The sequence below is a fragment of the Aquirufa aurantiipilula genome (assembly GCF_019923745.1).
GTDB classification, from domain to species: Bacteria; Bacteroidota; Bacteroidia; order Cytophagales; family Spirosomataceae; genus Aquirufa; species Aquirufa aurantiipilula.
This window is the reverse complement of record NZ_JAANOG010000004.1, coordinates 139,713-159,968: the sequence shown is the minus strand read 5'-3', so window position 1 is coordinate 159,968 and position 20,256 is coordinate 139,713. Positions and strand designations below refer to the sequence as shown.

Below are 20,256 nucleotides of genomic sequence, written 5' to 3'. Positions count from 1 at the left end.
ACTAAAAATCTTCGTCCAAGCTGAAAGACATGGTGTCCTTATCTGACATAACACCTGATTTTTGGTATTCAGCCACACGTTTTTCAAAGAAATTAGTCTTACCCTGTAAAGAAATCATTTCCATGAAATCAAATGGGTTCGTGGCATTGTAAAACTTCTTGCATCCAAGTGAAACCAACAAACGGTCTGCTACAAATTCAATGTATTGGCACATCAAATCTGCATTCATACCGATCAAGGAAACAGGTAATGCTACTGTTACAAATTCCTTTTCAATCTCTACCGCATTCGTGATAATTTCATAAACACGCTCTTGAGATACTTTATTTTTTATGTGATCGGTGTACAATAAACACGCAAAATCACAGTGTAAGCCTTCGTCACGAGAAATCAACTCATTAGAGAACGATAAACCTGGCATTAAACCACGTTTCTTTAACCAGAAAATGGAACAGAATGATCCTGAAAAGAAGATACCTTCCACAGCAGCAAATGAAATCAAACGCTCCACAAAGCTTTCGCTCTCAATCCATTTCAATGCCCACTCCGCTTTTTTCTTAACACAATCGATAGTTTCGATAGCTCTCAACAAACGATCTTTCTCTTTTGGTTCTTGAATGTAGGTATCAATTAACAAGGAATAGGTTTCCGAGTGAATGTTTTCCATCATGATTTGAAAACCATAAAAACATTTAGCCTCCGCATATTGAACCTCTTTCAAAAAGTTGTTGGCTAGATTTTCATTCACAATTCCGTCAGAAGCAGCGAAAAATGCTAATACATGGGAAATAAAATGACGTTCTCCGTCATTCATTTTCTTCCAATCCGCTAAATCTTGTTGTAAATCAATTTCCTCTGCAGTCCAAAAAGAAGCTTCCGCTTGTTTATAAAACTTCCAAATATCGTTGTGTTTAATTGGGAAAAGTACGAATCGGTTGGGGTCTTCAACCAAAAGAGGTTCAGTCATTGTAAGGTTGGATGATTAGGGTAAAACATTAGTTCGAAATTAAGCATTTATGCGAGAAAAAAACTGAGAATCATCATTAAAAAAATGAAAATTCTCAGATTCTTTCAGCATAGCCTATTTCAAGCTAGTATACCTTTAAATCTTAAAAATGTTTTGGAAATTAAAAGAAAAAACCTCCCACTTGAACTACTAATGCGGAACCATATGGAGATACTTTACCCGAAGATGAGCTATAATTTAAGTCATACATAACAGATAGGTTAATTCCCAACTTAGAACCTATCCCTATCCCCACTAAAACAGGATTGGAATATCCATAATAATTACTGGCATTGCTATCTGATAAATTGGAATAGTTTTCCACTTGACCTACTAAATAACTTTGACCTAATAAGGCTGTCAAAGTTGGAATATACTGTCTGATAAAAATACGCTCTCCCAAGAGATTACTAGTTAGTTTTCCAATATTTCCTCCATAATTGACAGAATAATACTGATAAGTCAAACCTACACCAGCTATGGTATTATTGGCCAATTGATAGCCTACCATGGGTGAAACACCAATACTGGTCGGGTTTCCAAAACTCAAACCTGACAATCCACCTCCGAAATGTAAACGTTGACGAAAGGTTAACTCGCTCACATCGGGTTCAACATCCAAATCACCTTTGGCACCATCTTCTTTGATAACCACGGGATCTTGAGCCTGAGACTCAAATACCACACCGACACAGATTAAAAAACAAAGTAAGAATATATGTTTCATGAATATTTTTTTGAGTAAAAACGAAAAAATCCGTGGATTATGATGTTGAAAATACGATTAACAAAATTAAAGGATAATTTTGTTATATGAATCATCCGAATTCGAGTTTGGTAGCTAAGCAGGGAATAGAAAATTTAGACCCTAGAACACACATCATCATCAAAGGTGCCCGTGTCCATAATTTAAAAAATTTGGATGTCGCCATTCCTCGTAATCAATTAGTGGTTATTACAGGATTATCTGGCTCAGGAAAATCTTCTTTGGCTTTTGATACGCTTTTTGCAGAAGGCCAACGTATGTACGTGGAAAGTCTCAATAGCTATGCCCGTCAGTTTTTAGGCCGTATGGAAAAACCTGCCGTAGATTATATTCGCGGTGTTTCACCAGCCATTGCCATTGAACAAAAAGTCAATACCAAAAACCCAAGATCCACTGTTGGTACAACCACCGAAATTTACGATTACCTCAAATTACTTTTTGCCAGAATCGGGAAGACCTATTCTCCTATTTCTGGATTAGAAGTTAAAAAAGATTCTGTTTCGGTCATTGTGGATTGGATTATGCAATTCCCTCAAAAGAAAGTCATTATCCTGGCTCCCCTGCTGCGTCATGAAGGACGTGGTTTGAAGAATGAATGTCAGCTTTTAATTCAAAAAGGATATACGCGTTTAAAATTAGGCGATGATATTTTGAATTTGGAAGACTTGGTGGAAGACGATGTTTTATTGAAAAAAATAGATAAAAATTCGTCCGATTTGGCCATATTGGTAGATCGCCTAATTAGTAAGGCCGATGATGAAGAAACTCAATTTCGCTTAGGCGATTCAGTTCAAACGGCTTATTTTGAAGGAGAAGGGATTTGTTGGGTTGAATTAGAAGGTCAAAATAGAAAAGTTTTCTCCGACAAATTTGAATTGGATGGCATCGCTTTTGAAGAACCAAGTCTCAATCTATTCTCTTTTAATAATCCCTACGGCGCATGTAAAAACTGCGAGGGTTATGGAAAAGTATTAGGCTTAGACCCTGATTTAGTTTTTCCTGATTCAGAACTTTCTATCTATGAAGGGGCCATAGCGCCTTGGAGAAGTGAACGTATGAGTGAATGGCTTTACCCATTGATTCGCAATGGAGTGAGCTTTGATTTCCCAATTCATCGTCCTTATAAAGACCTGACGGACAAAGAAAAACAGTTACTTTGGACAGGAAATAAATACTTTGCCGGATTAACTCAATTCTTTGACCATTTAGAAAAAGAAACCTATAAAATCCAATACCGTGTTTTGCTTTCACGTTACCGAGGCAAGACAAACTGCCCTGAATGTTTAGGATCAAGGTTACGAAAAGATGCGGCCTATGTTAAAATTCATGGCCATTCCATCATTGATATGGTACTTTGGCCCATATCTAAGGTCAAAAGCTTTTTTGATGAAGTACAATTCAGTGAAGCAGACCAACAAGTCGCCCGCCGTATATTAATTGAAATTAAAAATCGATTGGACTACATGAATCGGGTAGGTTTAGGGTATCTAACACTAAACCGACTGAGCTCTACCTTGTCTGGTGGTGAATTTCAACGCATTAAATTGGCCACCTCATTAGGAAGTGCCTTGGTTGGTTCCATGTACATTTTAGATGAACCAAGTATTGGTTTGCACCCAAGAGATACGGAAAGACTAATTTCGGTTTTACTGATGCTCAAACAAATGGGCAATACAGTTATTGTTGTAGAGCACGAAGAAGATATCATGAGGGCGGCAGATCAAATCATTGATATTGGTCCAGAAGCTGGTCGACATGGTGGAGAGCTGATGTTCCAAGGAAATTTAGAAGAAGCCTTGACAAGACATGACCTCAGCAGTCATACCATGCAATTCTTGCAAGGAAAAGATCGCATCGAAATTCCTAGTTTCCGAAGAAAGAGCCTGGCCCATATTGAAATCATAGGAGCCAGTGAAAATAATTTAAGAAATGTATCTGTCAAGATTCCATTGGGGATTTTGACAGTGGTTACTGGAGTCAGCGGATCAGGTAAATCGACATTGATTCGTAAGATTTTATATCCTGCCCTATTGCGCCAATTGCAATTGGGTACTGAAGAAACAGGTAAATTCAAAGAATTAAAAGGGAGTGTTTCGCAGATTGCAGGTGTGGAAATGGTAGACCAACAGCCCATTGGTAAATCTTCACGTTCTAATCCAGTCACCTACATCAAAGCCTATGACGCCATACGTGCTCTGTATGCTGAATTACCTTTAGCCAAAACAAGGGGATATAAACCTTCTCATTTCTCTTTCAATGTGGAAGGGGGCCGTTGTGAAACTTGCCAAGGTGAAGGTGAAATTACCATTGAAATGCAATTCATGGCCGACATTAAATTGGTCTGTGAATCATGTCAGGGCAGCAGGTTTAAACAAGAAATATTGGATGTAAAATTCCAGGACAAGCATATTGCCGAAATTCTGGACATGACAGTGGAGGAAGGTGTAGAGTTTTTCAAAAGCAAAACACCTAAAATCGCGGAAAAAATTGATCCATTGTTTCAAGTTGGACTCGGCTATATCAAATTAGGCCAGTCGTCGAATTCCTTATCTGGAGGTGAAGCCCAACGTGTGAAATTGGCTAGTTTTTTAGGAAAAGGAAATCCAAACAAAGGAAAAACCTTGTTCATTTTTGATGAACCTACTACGGGATTACACTTTCATGATATCAAGAAATTGTTGAAAGCCCTGAATGATTTGGTGGAGCAAGGAGATAGTGTTATTATTATTGAACATAATATGGAAGTGATTAAATGCGCTGACCATATCATTGATCTAGGACCTGATGGAGGTGAAGCAGGTGGTCAAATTTGTTTTGAAGGAAGTCCTGAAGAAATGGTCAAATTGGAAAATAATCCCACAGCGTATTATTTAAGTCAAAAAATAATAGGCAAAAAGCCGTAAGTTTACGCTATGTTTTCCCCTGAAATACTGCAATCCCTACCACAAAAACTTGAAGGTATCAGCCAAGGACTTTACCTGATGATACCTGAGTTGCTTCTTTGTGTTTGGATTTTAGTTGGGATTTTTGCTGAGTTATTTCTTCACGGAAAAACAACTAAATTTTCAACTTCTTGGCGGTATTTCATTACCCAAATTGGTTTGTTACTAGCCTTTGTCCTGGCCATTCAACGCATGTACACGGGCATGTCAGGATATGCCTCTTTTTCTTTATTTTGGATTAATGCCGGAAGTAATTCCATCAATGCTTTGCTTCTATTTTTGGCTATCATTTTAATTTTAGTTAATCAAGCCCAACAAAAAAGCTTCCAGTTTGAAGAAAAAATGGGTTTTTTATCCGTTTTAGCTGGTGCATTGTTGGTTTCCATTAGTAGTCACTGGCTCAGTATATTCTTGAGTATTGAATGGATTTCCTTAGGGACCTATTTGCTAGTAGGTATACGAAAAGATGCTGAAGGTTCCATAGCTATATTACCCTATGTCTTATTTGGTTTGGCAAGTACAGCCCTTTTATTGTATGGAATTTCCTTCGTATATGGCATCACGGGAACGATGCACATCAACAGTCCTGAATTTAGTCGAGGATTATCTACTTCAGATCCATATATAGTAGGATTAGCACTCACCTTGGTGGCTAGCTCCCTCCTATTCAAATTAGCTTGGGTACCATTTCACCCTTGGAGCCCTGATGTGATTGAGAGTTTACCAGCCTCTTGGATGACTTGGATATCAACGGCCCCTAAAATTGCAGTTACATTTTTGGGGATTCGGTTGTTGCATTTTATACCTCTATCATTGGAAGTACCCATAGCTTTTTTAGCTATTTTAACTTTATTGGTAGGAAATTTAGGTGCATTGGGACAAAGAAATTCAAAGCGATTACTTGCCTATTCAGGTATTGCTCATGGAGGTTTTATGGCCATGGCTTGGTTATTTCCTATTCAGCAAGCCACCGAAGTTCTATTATTCTATTCTTTGATATATGGACTGAGTACCCTTTTAGTATTTTATTTAATTGATGAAGCTCCTTCTAGCCCTTATCAATCCAGTGACTTACAAAAATGGAGTGGCTTGGCTAAAAGTAGACCCTTAGCATCTTTATTTTTATTGATTGGAATGGTGGCTTTAGCTGGCTTACCTCCTGCTGGAAGCTTCATTGCGAAGGTTACTTATTTTTCATTTTTATGGGAAAAATATCAAAATAGCTCTCAAATTTTAACCTTGGTTTTATTGGTAACGGCTATTTTTACCACAGCTTTGGGAATTTTCTATTATTTAAAGATTCCTTACCAACTCTATTTCAAGAAAAATACGCAAGATGATCAAGTGATTATTTGGAACGAAAAAGGAAATATGTGGGTTTACGCGGTATTGGTGGTATTTATATTAAGTAGTTTCTTGGCCCCTACGGCTATTTGGAATTTCTTGAAATAAGGAAATAAATAATGTACATTTCCGTTGAGCCATCATTTTTATTACTTAGTTTTGTATTCGATTTTGAGTAAAAACCTCTTCTGAAACGCATACCAAATGTCTGATTCAATAAAGCACGAATGTGGAATTGCCCTTATTCGATTGCGCAAGCCTTTTCAGTATTATCTGGACAAGTACAAAACGCCGACCTATGGCCTAAGCAAATTGTACTTGATGATGGAAAAACAAGTCAATCGAGGTCAAGACGGAGCAGGAGTCGCCAATATCAAAATCAATGTTAACCCAGGAAACCGATACATCAGTCGGTACCGCTCAGTAGAGCCACAAGCAGTAGCCGATATCTTCGGAAAAATCAACAAGAAATTCAGGAAAGCACAAAAATTAGCCAAAGATGTGAAACGTGAAACGGGCATTGACCCGAGTCATGATGCAGCTTGGTGGCAAGAAAATGTGGCTTTTACTGGAGAAGTATTATTAGGCCATTTACGCTATGGTACACATGGACAAAATGAAATAGAAAACTGTCATCCGATGTTACGTCAAAGTAATTGGAGAAGTCGCAATTTGGTGATGGCGGGTAATTTCAACATGACCAACGTAGATGATTTATTTGACAAATTAGTTTCTTTAGGGCAGCACCCAAAGGAGAAAGTAGATACAGTGACGGTGATGGAGAAGATTGGTCACTTTTTGGATGAAGAAAACCAAAGACAATTTTTGAAATACCGCGACCAATATGAAAATCCCGAATTATCGGATATTCTTGCTGAGCAAATTGATTTAGTGCGGGTCTTAGAACGTTCTTGCAAAGATTTTGATGGTGGCTATGCCATGGTGGGTTTAACTGGCTATGGAGCATCCTTTGTAGCTCGTGATCCAGCAGGAATTCGTCCAGCATATTATTACATGGATGAAGAAGTGGTAGTAGTGGCATCTGAAAAGCAGGCCATTAAAACCAGCTTCAATTGTGCGTATGACCAGATTCAAGAAATAACTCCTGGTTCAGCCTTGGTTATTGACATGGATGGTTCAGTAAAAGAAGCCCCTTTCATTGATCGTTTAGAACAAAAATCATGTTCCTTTGAGCGCATTTATTTCTCCCGAGGTTCAGATCCAGATATTTATTCAGAGCGTAAAAAATTAGGTCGATTATTGATTCCTCAAATTTTAGAAGAGGTAAACAATGACCTGAAAAATACTGTATTCTCCTACATCCCTAACACGGCTGAAACTGCATTTTTAGGGATGATTGATGGCTTAGAAGACCATTTAGCGAAAGAGAGAAAGCAGGCCATTATGGGTGGTATCCTATTTGAAAAGGAATTGGAAGAGATGTTAACTTTCCGCCCAAGAGTTGAGAAATTGATTTCAAAAGATGTCAAGGTACGTACGTTTATTACCAGTGATGAACAAAGAGACGACATGGTTTCTCATGTGTATGATACGACCTATGAGGTGATTAATAAAGGGGTTGATTCCGTGGTCTTGATTGATGATTCCATAGTAAGAGGTACGACTTTGGAAAAAAGCATTTTGAGTTTATTGGATAAATTATCTCCTAAGAAAATAGTGATTGTTTCTTCTGCTCCACAGATTCGATATCCAGATTGTTATGGTATTGACATGTCGAAGATGAAAGAATTTGTTGCTTTTAGAGCGGCTTTAGCACTTTTAAAAGAGCGAGGATTGGAAAGTATTCTAGATGAAGTAAACTTGAAGTGTTTGGTTGCTTTAGAAAATGGCACAGCCCACACAGAAAACTTTGTAAAGGCCATTTATGCTCCATTTACGGACCAAGAAATCTCCAATAAAATCGCAGACATTGTTCGTCCTAAAAATATCAAAGCAGAAGTTTCAGTGATCTACCAAACAGTGGACAACTTAAATGTTGCTTGTCCAAATCATTTAGGTGATTGGTATTTTACGGGTAATTTCCCTACCCCTGGAGGAAATCAAGTTGTAAATAAAGCATTCGTCAATTTCATGAAAGGAATTGAAGTGAGAGCTTATTAAAATTTTGTTTAAAATGCTTAACGCTGTCAAGGTTTGGAACCTTGACAGCGTTGTTTTTTTTCAGACATTTTGAAAAAGAACGAATGAGATTCCTTCCATATTGTCCCCTAAAAATCTTTATCAATTAACTGATTTAATACGCCACTACCACGGCTCCTCGCATGGTCATAATTCCTTTTTCTGGGAAATTTTCGGGAGTAGATTGGTATTGAATTACCCAGGCATAAGTATCGGGAGGAACTAATTGTCCATTGAATTTTCCATCCCACGATAATTCTGCTGAATTAGAACTTTGCTTTGAAAAAAGCATTTCTCCCCAGCGGTTAAATATTTGAACATTCACAATCTGGGTTCTTGCTGGATTTTTAGGAATTGGATTGAAGGTATCATTTTTTCCATCACCATTGGGCGTAAAAATAGATGGGGCAAATATCAATGGTTCGCATTTATCGGGTACCGCGTAGGTACTGGATGTTAAACAACCATCAGCATCTTTGATTTCGACCTGATAGGTACCATTTCGATTGATCTTAGCATAATTTAAATTCAAGGGGCTAATAATGGCGGAATTAGGAGTCCAGGCAAAAGTAAAATCTCGGCTATTCCCAGCTATTTGTAAGATGGTTTGAGGATTCACTTCATCCATACAAATGAAATAATCCTTTTTAGGAAAGAAATACTCATTGCTTAAGAAATTGACTTGCGTTTTCTTCGTAACCGAACAACCAGTAGCCGTGTCTGTTACTACTACTTCATAAGAACCTCCAGGTTTAGGAACTACTATTTCTGGAGTCTTGTCTTTTGAACTCCATTCGAAAGTCAAGGTTTTTTGGGGTGGAAGCTTATCTAATTTGACTTTTGCATTGTCTTTGCAAATACTATTATACTCTTCTTTTAAGCTCAGAGGCTCCATGATTTGTATATCAAATTCCTGCGCATCCAATAGAAAATCCTTCACACAAACATTAGAAATAGACGCAGTTATCACATATTTACCAGCATCTTTGAATTTATGCTTCATGACATCCCCTTCATACGAATAATAAAGTGTCCCAGCAGGGTTCAAAGGCACCGTTAAGCCCGTGCTTGTGGGAAAAGGATCTAAAGTTGTTTTATAAATTTTCCAAACAATTTTGTCATTGTTCATCGGATCACAAAGTTTTTTATCAACCTTGTAACTAAAAGTCGTTCCATCACAGGATTGCTTAATGCTCGGCGGACTACTCGGATTTGGTGGTGAAGGAATGGAAGGAGGAAGGCCTAATTGACTAGTTACGTTGGTAGGAAAAGTAACCGCATTAGGTTCATATTTGGCTCTTTTTAACGTGTCTGTACTTGACAACAATCCATTGGTTTGTGTGATTTTACCTAATGTAGAGCTCCCTTCGATAGCAACGAAAATGATGGTATTATATACAGGATCAATTTGCAAAGCTCCTATTTTAGCTACCGTATCTAAAAGTACTTTCTTGGATGCCAAAATGGTATCGGCATTGTTGGTGGAAATATTAAATTGCAAAATTTGAGAATGAATTGCACGACCATCTCCTTGCATAGATACATACAGCACTTTTTTATCTTGGGAATATTCCACACCATAAATAGTAGGTGGTGAAGCCCCTAAGTTAAGTGTGGTCAGATAGGTAGGTTTTCCATCTCCTGAAGCATCATAATCAAACAAATCCAATTTGTTGGTTGGCGGACCCGGTACAACAACCGCCATTTTACTCCAATCTGTAGAGATTTTGGTATACCCCGCGGAACTAGTCAGGCTGGTTGATCCCGATGGGCTCGTAATGGTTGGAGCAGAAATTCCTGCATCTGAAACCTTGAAAGTGCGGATGGTATTGCTATTGGCATCTTGAGAAATCAACCAATAAAAACCTGATCCACCTTGGGAGGCAACTAAACGTTCGGTACTGGGAACTGGACTCAACAATTGATTGATTACAGAAAGCCCTCCCTTACCTTTATTTAGCTTCATATCCACAATACTGTAATAAATCTGATTTTCATTGGCTGCATTTTTCTTCAATGTGAAGATATAATACTCAGATTGACATCCCTTACAGGACGTTTTGGGCATGGTAGTCACTCCTTGAGAATTCGTAATATCCCCATTGATTAATACCGAAGGATCTTTGGTATAAGTTATTGGATTATTATCTCGATCAAAAACCTTTTGTCCGTCCGTATAGTAAATGATGCTGTTGGTAGGATCTGTCATGACAGCCACACCGTTTGGTACATTGATACGGCCGGTTGTGGGCGTTGGATTATCCGGATTTTCAAATTTTACCCCTGCACTACTTCCAAAATACCAAGCTGGTGGAGCTTTTAATAAAACTTGATTGGGATCAGTTTCGCCACAAATTTCCACTTGCATTTTCGCTTCGGCAGAACATCCAGATTGAGGTTCGGTAATCTTCACGGAATAGCAACCTGATTCTCTAACTTTGATGGTGTCCGTAGTTTGCCCTTTGGGATACCACAAAACTTCAATGGGATAGGAAGGTCTACCTACTTTTTGAAATGCATTCAAAACGAGTTCTTGACCTAAACAAATCGTTTTTTTTACTTCCGAAGTATCCTTCCCTAAATAGATGTTGGGTAATTGTCCAATAATAACCCTTTCAGTTAAAATCAAAGGAGGGGTATTCGGAAGGGGGCTTTGAATAGTTACTTTGACAGTATATGTTCCTGGAGAACAATATTGGTGCACTCCGGTAGCCGAACTTTTCTTATCCCCAGGCGCAGAAGGTTCTCCAAAATCCCATGTAAAAGTGGTACCAGTGGGAAAATGCTCCGTCAATTCGAAGACTGTCGCCATATCTGGATTTGACCCTTTTTCACAACTAGCACATTGAGTAAGGCAATTATTGCGAAAAACAATTTTTGGATCCGAAAAAGCACGGAAAGAAACTAGCCAAACCAGAAAAAGGAACAGATACTTTTTAATCATTTAAGAGGTAGGCAAGTATGTGTATTAAGCACAAAATAACGTAAAATATTGGTTTTTGAAAAGCTAAGTACTAAATTGCTAGGCTATGCGACGTAAACTCGGATCATACCGTAATTTATTATACCTATTAGGCGCATTTTTCATGGGCCTTGTGAAAATGCTTGCACAAGATCCACAGCTTTCTCAATTTTACTCTGCACCGCTATTAATTTCACCAGCATTTGCAGGTATTAATAATACGTCAAAGGTTAATTTCAATCACCGTAACCAATGGCCTAATCTTAGTTCAAGTTACCAATTTTCCTCTTTAACAGCTGATATCAACTTTTCTAGCATCAATAGTGGCGTAGGCTTGGTTATGACCACCGATAAGCAATTTTCAAATCTTCAAACGACTTCGATTGGTTTACAGTATGCCTATCACATTAATTTGGCAGAAGAAAGTTCCATATCGGTCGGTATTCAAAGCTCCTATGTCAATCGAGGATTAGATTATTCCAATTTAATTTTTGGAGATCAGTTTGTCAATGGGAGTATAAGCCAAAATAGCGATGACCCTATTTTAAAAAATTGGGAAAAAAATGGGGCTTCTACCAATTACTTGGACTTTTCAACTGGCACCATGTTAAATCTAAGAAACTCTTGGGTGGGCTTATCGGTACATCATTTAAATACTCCTAATCAATCACTTTCTAGTAGAACTTCTACCATCAACTCACCTGTAGCTATGAAATTCAGTATTCAGGTTGGAACGAAAATAAAGTTGGAGGATAGTTATTTTGAGCAAAATTCATATCGAGCTAGAAATACAGAAAAAAGCATCAGTCCTGTATTGAATTACAAGCATCAAGGTACTTTTGATCAGTTGGATGTAGGAGCTTACCTAACCCTCTCACCTATTGTATTGGGAGCTTGGTACCGAGGAGTACCTATTAAAAAAAGTAGTGATGGAATCATGAATAGTCGGGAATCCATAGTGGCTTTGGTTGGTTACCGACAAGATAATTTCTCGGTAGGATATTCTTATGATTTAACCATTTCAAAACTGGGCTTACCTTCAGGAGGAGCCCATGAGATTTCGGTAGCCTACTTATTTGATTGGGATATATCCCTGAAAAAACCTTATCTAAAAATTAAAAGAACTTTGGCTTGTCCGAAATTTTAAACAAAAAACCTTTAAGTAAATACTAATTTAAATGGGCCTTCTCTAATAAAAAAAGACTTAAATTTGTAAAATATAGAAGTTCATTTTCATCCCTCTATGAAATTATTAGAAAAAACACGACAAAAATTCCTATTCGTCATATTGCTTTTATTTTGCTTTGTTAATCATGCAGCATTTGCCCAAACAACAACACAAGGCAAAAAGAATGTAGAAGATTTAACAGAGGATCAAATTGCAGCTTTTTATCAAAAGGCTCAAGCAAGTGGAATGTCTGAAGCACAAATTGAAAAAGCAGCAATAGCTCAAGGATATACAGCTTCCGACATTGCAAAAATGAGAGAAAAGATAAATAATCTTACCAATAGCTCGAATTCAAAAACAGGAAATAAACTTGAAGCACAGGAAAACCCAGGAAAAAGAGTAACCAATGGGAAATTGAGTAAATCGAAAAAAGAGGAAAATAAAAACGGTATTGATTCGAAAGAAAATACTTCGAACAAAGACGATCTCAACGTTAATAAAAATTCTAATGGTAAAAAATCGATCGAGGAGCAAATTTTCACAACGGAAGAAAGAATTTTTCTTGCTCAACCCTTAAATGTATATAATGATAGTTTAGTTAAGTTGTATAAAGAGTTACAATTAAAAAGGTCATTAGCTTTAGAAAAAGAGATTTTTGGGTCTGATTTATTTGATGTTGAATCATTAAACTTCGAACCTGATCTTAAAATAGCCACTCCAAGCAATTACTTATTGGGTCCTGAAGACGAGCTAAATATTGATATTTTTGGGGATGTGTTAGATAATTTCAAAGTTAAAGTTAGTACAGAAGGAACAGTAAAAATCTTAAATTTAAGCCCAATTTATGTCAATGGCTTAAGTATAGAGGCTGCATCCAATAGAATCATTGGAAGGCTTCGTCAATTATACCAAGGATTAAATAAACCAGGAAGCGGATCATCTGCACAAGTTACTTTAGGAAACGTAAGAAGTATCAAAGTTACTTTAACTGGTGAAGTAAAGTTTCCTGGAAGTTATACGGTATCTTCTCTTGCCACTGTTTTTAATGCATTATATTTAGCTGGCGGGCCCAGTACCAATGGTTCTTATAGAAATATTCGAATTATCCGGGCTAATAAAGTCATTCGAACTTTAGACTTATATGACTTTTTGCTCAAGGCTGACCAAAAGGATAACATCCATTTACAAGATCAAGATATTATCCGTATTTCGGATTATGAAACCCGAGTGGAACTCATTGGTGAAGTAAAGCGACCTATGATATTCGAAACAATCAAGGGAGAAACATTGAAGGATGTATTACGCTTTGCTGGTGGATTTACCAACAAGGCATATACTTATTCGATTCCTGTCACCCGTAACACATCTAGAGAGTTAAAACTATTGAATATTACTCAAGATGAAGTTTCAAGTTTTTTACCTCAAAATGGCGATAAATACGTTATTGGTGCTATTATAGAAAGATTTGAAAATAGAGTAGAAATTGAAGGAGCTGTATTCAGACCCGGAATGTATGCCTTGGAATCTGGAGTTAATACCGTAAAAGAATTAATCAAAAGAGCTGAAGGAACAAGAGAAGATGCTTTTTTAAATAGAGCTACGATTACCCGCCGACAAGAAAATTTTGAACCTCAAATTATTTCCATTGATTTAGGAAGAATTTTACGTGGTGAAATGGCCGATGTACCACTTCAGCGAGAAGATATTATCAAAGTATTTACCGTTTCAAGTTTAAAAGAAAAAAGAACTGTCAGTGTTTTTGGTGAGGTGAATCAAGAAGGTGAGTTCGAATTTAAGGAGGGAATGAAAGTGGGTGATTTAATTTTATTGGCAAAAGGATTCAAAGATGGAGCCAGTTATTCAAAATTAGAATTAGCTCGAAGGGTTGTAACTCATGGTGTTGGAAATATTTCCGATGAGAAAATTGATATTAAAACTTTTAATATCGACGGAAATCTTCAACTTTCCGATGAAGGAAATCAGTTTACCCTAACTCCATTTGATATCTTGTCTATTCGTAGATCTCCCGACTATGAAGACCAGCGATATATCTCCATTCAAGGAATGGTCAATTATCCAGGGGTTTATGCATTGAAAAATAATAATAAAAGAATTTCTGATTTTGCTGATTTAGCTGGAGGACTTAAAGATGGTGCATTTTTAGAAGGTGCACAATTTTACCGAAATTCAGAAGTAGTTGGTATTGATTTAAAGGAAATTATGCAAAATCCTAATTCCAAGAATAACATGTATTTAATGGCAATGGATTCTCTATTCATTCCGAGAATAAATCAAACTGTTAAGCTTTCTGGAGCAGTACAAAATCCCATTTCAGTAACTTATAAAGAAAAATATATTTTAGACGATTACATATCTGAAGCAGGGGGGTTTGCTTCAAATGCCATAAAAAAACTTGTTTACGTTAAAAATCCCAATGGAATTTCAAGTAAAACTAAGAAATTCTTATTCTTTAAAATATATCCAAAAGTACTTCCAGGTTCAGAAATAATTGTAGAAGGTATACCTCCAGGGGCAAAAAAGGGATTAACAACAGCTGAAGTAATCGGTTTAACTTCTAGTTTAGCTTCATTCACTTTTACCATCATTACATTGGTTAATCAATTATCTAAATAGGCCTAATTAATGAGAGAAGGAAACGATACAAATAATTTAATGGATAGTCAGGACGAAATCTCCATTAATATAGGAGAAATCATAAAAGCATTAAAATCAAATTATATTTTAATTATTATTACTACTGTAATATTTACCTCCCTTGGAGCAGTATACTCATTAACTCAACCTAACGAATATGTCTCCACTGTAAAACTATTACCCGAAATAGATTCAAAGTCAGGAGGGGGCAATCTTGGTGGGCTTAAATCCTTGGCTGGTTTAGCAGGAGTTGATTTAGGCAGCGGATCAGGAGTAGATGTCATTAGACCAGAAATTTATCCTAGTGTACTACAGAGTACTCCTTTTCTTCAAGAAGCTCTAAAAAGTAATATTTATGTTCAAAAACGGAAGAAATGGTTAAGCGTATATGACTATTTAATTACTTCTCCTGAATTACCTCCTATTCAATTATTTGCTTCTAAATCTGAAGAAAATAATGTAGATGAAATGGGCACTGCTCTCCCAAAAGAAGGTTTATCGTCCGAATTAATCAAATTAAATAAAAAAGAATTAGCTGGAATACTTAATTTGAAAAATAGAATTTCAGCTGAGACAGACAAAAAGAATGGAATGGTAACTATAACTGTTAAATTAACAGACCCTGTAGCTGCTGCCACTTTAACTAGTTTTACTCAAACTTATTTAACTAGATACGTTACCAATTACCGAACTGAAAAAGCAAGAAAAGAACTAAAATTTCTGCAAGCTCGTCATGAAGAATCTCGAAAAACATATGACAATGCTTTGAGTAGATTATCAACATACAAAGACCAGCATAGGAATACTTTTTTACAGGTAGCTAAAGACCAAGAAAAAAAATTACAATATGAAGTTGATTTAGCTTTTAACATCTATTCAAGCATTAGTACTCAAATGGCTGATGCAGCCGTTAAAATACAAAGAGAAACACCTGTTTTTAAAGTGTTGGAGCCAGCTCAGATTGCCCTTGAAAAATCTGAACCAAAAAGAAGTTTAATTACTTTTGGATTCTTATTTTTTGGACTATTTATTTCGTTGGTAATTGTGTTCCTTAAGACAGCTAATATCAAACAAATATTATCATAAGATTCTTACAGCACAGCAAGTTTTTAAAACAAAAGGCCGATTCTTTCGAATCGGCCTTTTGTTTTATCCCATGTATTGAAATTACTATTTATTTCAAAGTTCGCTTAACTTCTTTCATTTCGTAACATTCAATGGTATCTCCTACTTCTAGGTCATTGAAGTTCTTAACGGATAAACCGCATTCGTAACCAAACTTAACTTCAGCTACATCATCTTTGAAACGTTTCAAGGCTGAAATTTCACCTTCATGAACCACTACAAAGTCACGAATGACACGAATCTTATTAGCACGTTTCACCGTTCCATCCAATACGTAACAACCTGCAACTGTACCAATTTTAGAAATTTTGAATACATCACGCACTTCAATATTCGAAGTAATGACTTCTTCAAAGGTAGGAGCTAACATTCCCTCCATTGCAGCCTTGATTTCATCAATCGCTTGGTAAATAATGGAGTAGTTTCTGATTTCAATTTGCTCAGCTTCAGCCAATTTACGGGCATTCACCGATGGACGAACTTGGAATGCTATAATCACAGCATCCGAGGTAGAAGCCAAAGCCACATCAGATTCAGAAACCTGACCCACCCCTTTATGAATAATTCTAACCTGTACTTCTTCTGTAGATAACTTCAATAAAGAGTCAGACAAAGCTTCTACGGAACCGTCCACGTCACCTTTTACAATCACATTCAACTCACGGAAAGTTCCGATTGCCTTACGGCGACCAATCTCTTCTAAAGTAATGTGTTTTCTAGTACGTAATGATTGCTCACGTAAAATTTGCTCACGCTTGTTAGCAATTTCACGAGCTTCACGCTCATTTTCTAAACAAAGTAACTTATCTCCAGCTTGAGGAGCTCCATTCAAACCTAATACTTGAACTGGTGTAGAAGGACCTGCTTTTTTAATTTTATTACCGTGGTGGTCAAACATAGCCTTAACACGACCATAATTATCTCCAGCCAACATCATATCACCAATATTCAATGTTCCAGCTTGAATTAATAGCGTAGTTACATATCCACGGCCTTTATCTAATTCTGCTTCAATAACAGAACCAACTGCTTTTTTATTTGGATTTGCTTTTAAATCCAATAACTCCGCTTCCAACAATACCTTTTCCAAAAGATCATCTATACCTAATCCAGATTTAGAAGAAATTTCTTGACATTGGTATTTACCGCCCCAATCTTCCACTAACATATTCATAGCCGCTAATTCCTCTCGAACTTTATCTGGATTGGCTCCATCCTTATCTACTTTAGAGAAAGCAAATACGATTGGTACTCCAGCTACCATTGCGTGGTTGATAGCTTCCTTTGTTTGAGGCATCACAGAATCATCTGCCGCAATAACAATAATTACAACGTCAGTAATTTTAGCTCCCCTAGCACGCATGGCAGTAAACGCCTCGTGACCTGGTGTATCTAAGAAAGTAACTTTCTTACCTGATTCTGTTTGAACTGAATAAGCACCAATATGTTGGGTAATACCTCCTGCTTCACCAGCTGCCACTTTAGCCCGACGGATATAATCCAATAAAGATGTTTTACCGTGGTCTACGTGACCCATGATGGTTACAATCGGTGCTCTTGGAACTAAATCAGCTGGATCATCTTCGATTTCAACTTCAACAGCATCAATTTCTTCTTCTGCCGAAATAAAACTCACTTCAAACCCGAACTCATCAGCAATAATAGTAATCGCTTCGGCATCCAAACGTTGGTTAATCGAAACGAACATACCTAAACTCATACAAGTTGAAATCACCTCATTGACAGATACATCCATCAAAGAAGCTAAATCACTTGCTGAAATAAATTCAGTTACTTTTAAGATTTTTGATTCTTCGTCTTCAGCTAATTGACGAGCTTCATCTGCTTCTGCTCGCTCTCTACGCTTAACACGTCTCTTATCTGCTCCAAAACTCTGCTTGTTGGTTGCACCTTGCAAGCGAGCCATGGTAGCCTTAATTTGCTCTTGAATATCTTTATCAGAAAGCTCTTCCTTGGGTCCTCCTGGTTTAGCACCTGGGGCTGCTGGTTTCTTTCCGAAATCCTTTTTCTTGAAGTCGCCTCCTCCTGCTGGTGCCGGACGATTCGCTGTATCATTGGAAACAGGTCTCTTTTCTTCTTTAATGATTCGTTTTCTCTTGTGTTTTTTATCACCAGAGCGATCACTTGGAGTAGGTAATTCAATTTTACCTAGCACTGTAAGACCCTTCAAAGTCTCACCTTTTGCTTCAATTAACTCAATATCAGGAGTTGTTGATTCTACTACAGGAGGAACAACTGCTGCCACAGGAACTACTGCAGGCTTAATTTCCTCTTTAACAGGCTCAACCACTTCTTGGATGGGCTCTACTTTTGCCTCAGGTACTACTGGAGCAATAGGCTCTACCACTTTTTCTTCTACTACTTTCGGCGCCTCCACTTGTTTCTCAACTGGCTTTGGCGCAATAGGATGGCCTTTCTTGTCTAAATCGATTCTACCCAACACTTTTAAACCCATTGGTCTAGGTTCCTCTTCTGGAGTGGGTTCAGGTTTCACAACCTCCACTACGGGAACTTCAACAACTTTAACGGGTTCTGGAGCTGGAGCAACAACCTCTACGACAGGGGCTGGCTCAGGTTTTTTCTCCACAACCACAACAGGTTCAGGCGCAACTACTTCTTCAACAGCTTTTTTAGGCGCTTCAGAGGCTTCCAAAATATGATTCGCATCATACTCTCTAGCCAATAAGCTAAGCTGCTCAAAATTTAATTTGGCATTTGGGTTATTATCAATTTTGTGACCCTTAGCAGAAAGAAACTGAAGGATCGTAGACGTCCCCACGTTTATTTGTTTTGCTACAAGGCTCAATCGCATTGTCTTTTCTTCTGCCATAAAAATTACAAAATACTATAATTCATTCAATGTGTTACAACTTACTCAAATTCAGCACGAAGAATCGATAAGATATCTTCGATCGTCTCCTCTTCCAACTCCGTTCTACGCTCCAATTCTTCTTTAGATAAAGCTAAAACCTGCTTGGCTGTATCCAAACCAATTTTATGTAGCTCATCCAAAATCCAAGCGTCAATGTCGTCAGAGAATTCATTCAATTCTACATCCTCCTCGTCTAGTTCGTCCTTAGGAACATCACGGAAGACGTCAATTTCATATCCCACTAACTTTCCTGCCAATTTAATGTTTTGACCACCACGACCAATCGCCATGGAAACTTGATCCGAGTTTAAGAATACCGAAATACGCTTACGCTCTTTATCAATGGTCATTGAGTTTAATTTAGCTGGACTTAAAGTTCTAGCTACCAATAACTCTAAATTGTCAGTGAAGTTAATCACGTCAATATTTTCATTCTGCAATTCACGAACAATGCCATGAATACGTGATCCTTTCATACCCACGCAAGCTCCAACAGGATCAATACGGTCATCATAGGACTCAACAGCTACTTTTGCACGCTCACCTGGTTCACGAACAATCTTACGAATTGTGATAGTACCATCATAAATTTCTGGAATCTCTTGTTCAAACAAACGCTCCAAAAATACAGGTGAAATACGGGAAAGAATGATACGAGGTGTACCATTTGCCATTTCCACCTTATGAATAATCGCTTTGATTGTTTCACCCTTTTTGAAACGATCCTTGGGAATCATTTCTGTTTTTGGCAAAATCAATTCATTGTCTTCGCTATCTAATAAGATTAACTCACGACCCAAAATTTGATATACTTCTGAGCTCACCAATTCCCCTACTAAATCTTTATATTTATCATAAAGACTTTCCTTCTCTATATCCTTAATCTTTTGAATCAAAGTCTGACGTGCTGTTTGAACCACACGACGACCGAAATCCTCTAGTTTAATCAATTCAGCTACCTCTTCACCAATCTCAAAATCGGGCTCGATTAATTTCGCTTCTGACAATGGAATTTTATCAAAATCCCAAATATCTTCTGAATTATCGTCCACGATTTCACGTGTACGCCACATCTCTAAATCGCCACTCTCGGGATTGATAATCACATTGAAGTTTTCATCGGAACCAAATTTCTTACGAATCATGGTACGAAACACATCCTCCAAAACCGCAATCATCGACGGCTTATCAATGTTCTTTTCCCGAGCAAACTCTGCAAATGACGAAATTAATTCAACACTGTTCATTGCTATCTC

The 20,256-nt window shown here is 37.4% G+C and carries 11 protein-coding genes; 6 read left to right on the top strand and 5 right to left on the bottom strand.

The features are described from left to right. Nucleotide 1: 1 nt before the first annotated feature. Nucleotides 2-967 (bottom strand): ribonucleoside-diphosphate reductase small subunit, encoded by a 966-nt coding sequence (locus G9H60_RS05950; protein WP_223143169.1) that lies wholly within the window; start codon nt 965-967, stop codon nt 2-4. 160 nt (nt 968-1,127) lie between these two features. Further along, nucleotides 1,128-1,733, bottom strand: a complete 606-nt coding sequence (locus tag G9H60_RS05945; RefSeq protein ID WP_223143168.1) for a hypothetical protein — start codon at nt 1,731-1,733, stop codon at nt 1,128-1,130. An 86-nt stretch (nt 1,734-1,819) separates the two neighbouring features. Between G9H60_RS05945 and uvrA the strand changes: the two genes are divergently transcribed. The 3 genes from uvrA to G9H60_RS05930 all read left to right on the top strand — a co-directional run bounded on the left by uvrA (nt 1,820) and on the right by G9H60_RS05930 (nt 8,179). Next, nucleotides 1,820-4,675, top strand: a complete 2,856-nt coding sequence (gene uvrA / locus G9H60_RS05940; RefSeq protein ID WP_223143167.1) for an excinuclease ABC subunit UvrA — start codon at nt 1,820-1,822, stop codon at nt 4,673-4,675. A gap of 78 nt (nt 4,676-4,753) precedes the next feature. After that, entirely contained in the window at nt 4,754-6,166 is a 1,413-nt protein-coding gene (locus G9H60_RS05935) for an NADH-quinone oxidoreductase subunit N (RefSeq protein ID WP_223143166.1), read from the top strand. Between the two features lie 96 nt (nt 6,167-6,262). Then, nucleotides 6,263-8,179: an amidophosphoribosyltransferase gene (locus tag G9H60_RS05930; protein WP_223143165.1), complete on the top strand. Its 1,917-nt coding sequence runs from the start codon at nt 6,263-6,265 to the stop codon at nt 8,177-8,179. 133 nt (nt 8,180-8,312) lie between these two features. Here G9H60_RS05930 and G9H60_RS05925 read toward each other — a convergent pair whose 3' ends face one another. Then, nucleotides 8,313-11,009, bottom strand: a complete 2,697-nt coding sequence (locus G9H60_RS05925) for a T9SS type B sorting domain-containing protein (protein WP_223143164.1) — start codon at nt 11,007-11,009, stop codon at nt 8,313-8,315. A gap of 217 nt (nt 11,010-11,226) precedes the next feature. Between G9H60_RS05925 and G9H60_RS05920 the strand changes: the two genes are divergently transcribed. The 3 genes from G9H60_RS05920 to G9H60_RS05910 all read left to right on the top strand — a co-directional run bounded on the left by G9H60_RS05920 (nt 11,227) and on the right by G9H60_RS05910 (nt 16,068). Continuing rightward, entirely contained in the window at nt 11,227-12,306 is a 1,080-nt protein-coding gene (locus G9H60_RS05920) for a PorP/SprF family type IX secretion system membrane protein (protein ID WP_223143163.1), read from the top strand. 96 nt (nt 12,307-12,402) lie between these two features. After that, on the top strand, nt 12,403-14,961 hold the full coding sequence (locus tag G9H60_RS05915; RefSeq protein WP_223143162.1) for an SLBB domain-containing protein: 2,559 nt from the start codon (nt 12,403-12,405) through the stop codon (nt 14,959-14,961). Between the two features lie 9 nt (nt 14,962-14,970). Beyond that, complete coding sequence (locus G9H60_RS05910) at nt 14,971-16,068, top strand: Wzz/FepE/Etk N-terminal domain-containing protein (protein ID WP_223143161.1); 1,098 nt, start codon at nt 14,971-14,973, stop codon at nt 16,066-16,068. An 88-nt stretch (nt 16,069-16,156) separates the two neighbouring features. Here the strand turns inward: G9H60_RS05910 and infB are convergent, their stop codons facing one another. Together infB and nusA are read right to left on the bottom strand one after the other, a co-directional pair. Further along, nucleotides 16,157-18,958, bottom strand: a complete 2,802-nt coding sequence (infB, locus tag G9H60_RS05905) for a translation initiation factor IF-2 (protein WP_223143160.1) — start codon at nt 18,956-18,958, stop codon at nt 16,157-16,159. Nucleotides 18,959-18,999: 41 nt separating this feature from the next. Further along, complete coding sequence (gene nusA / locus G9H60_RS05900) at nt 19,000-20,247, bottom strand: transcription termination factor NusA (RefSeq protein ID WP_109323922.1); 1,248 nt, start codon at nt 20,245-20,247, stop codon at nt 19,000-19,002. Nucleotides 20,248-20,256 lie beyond the last annotated feature (9 nt).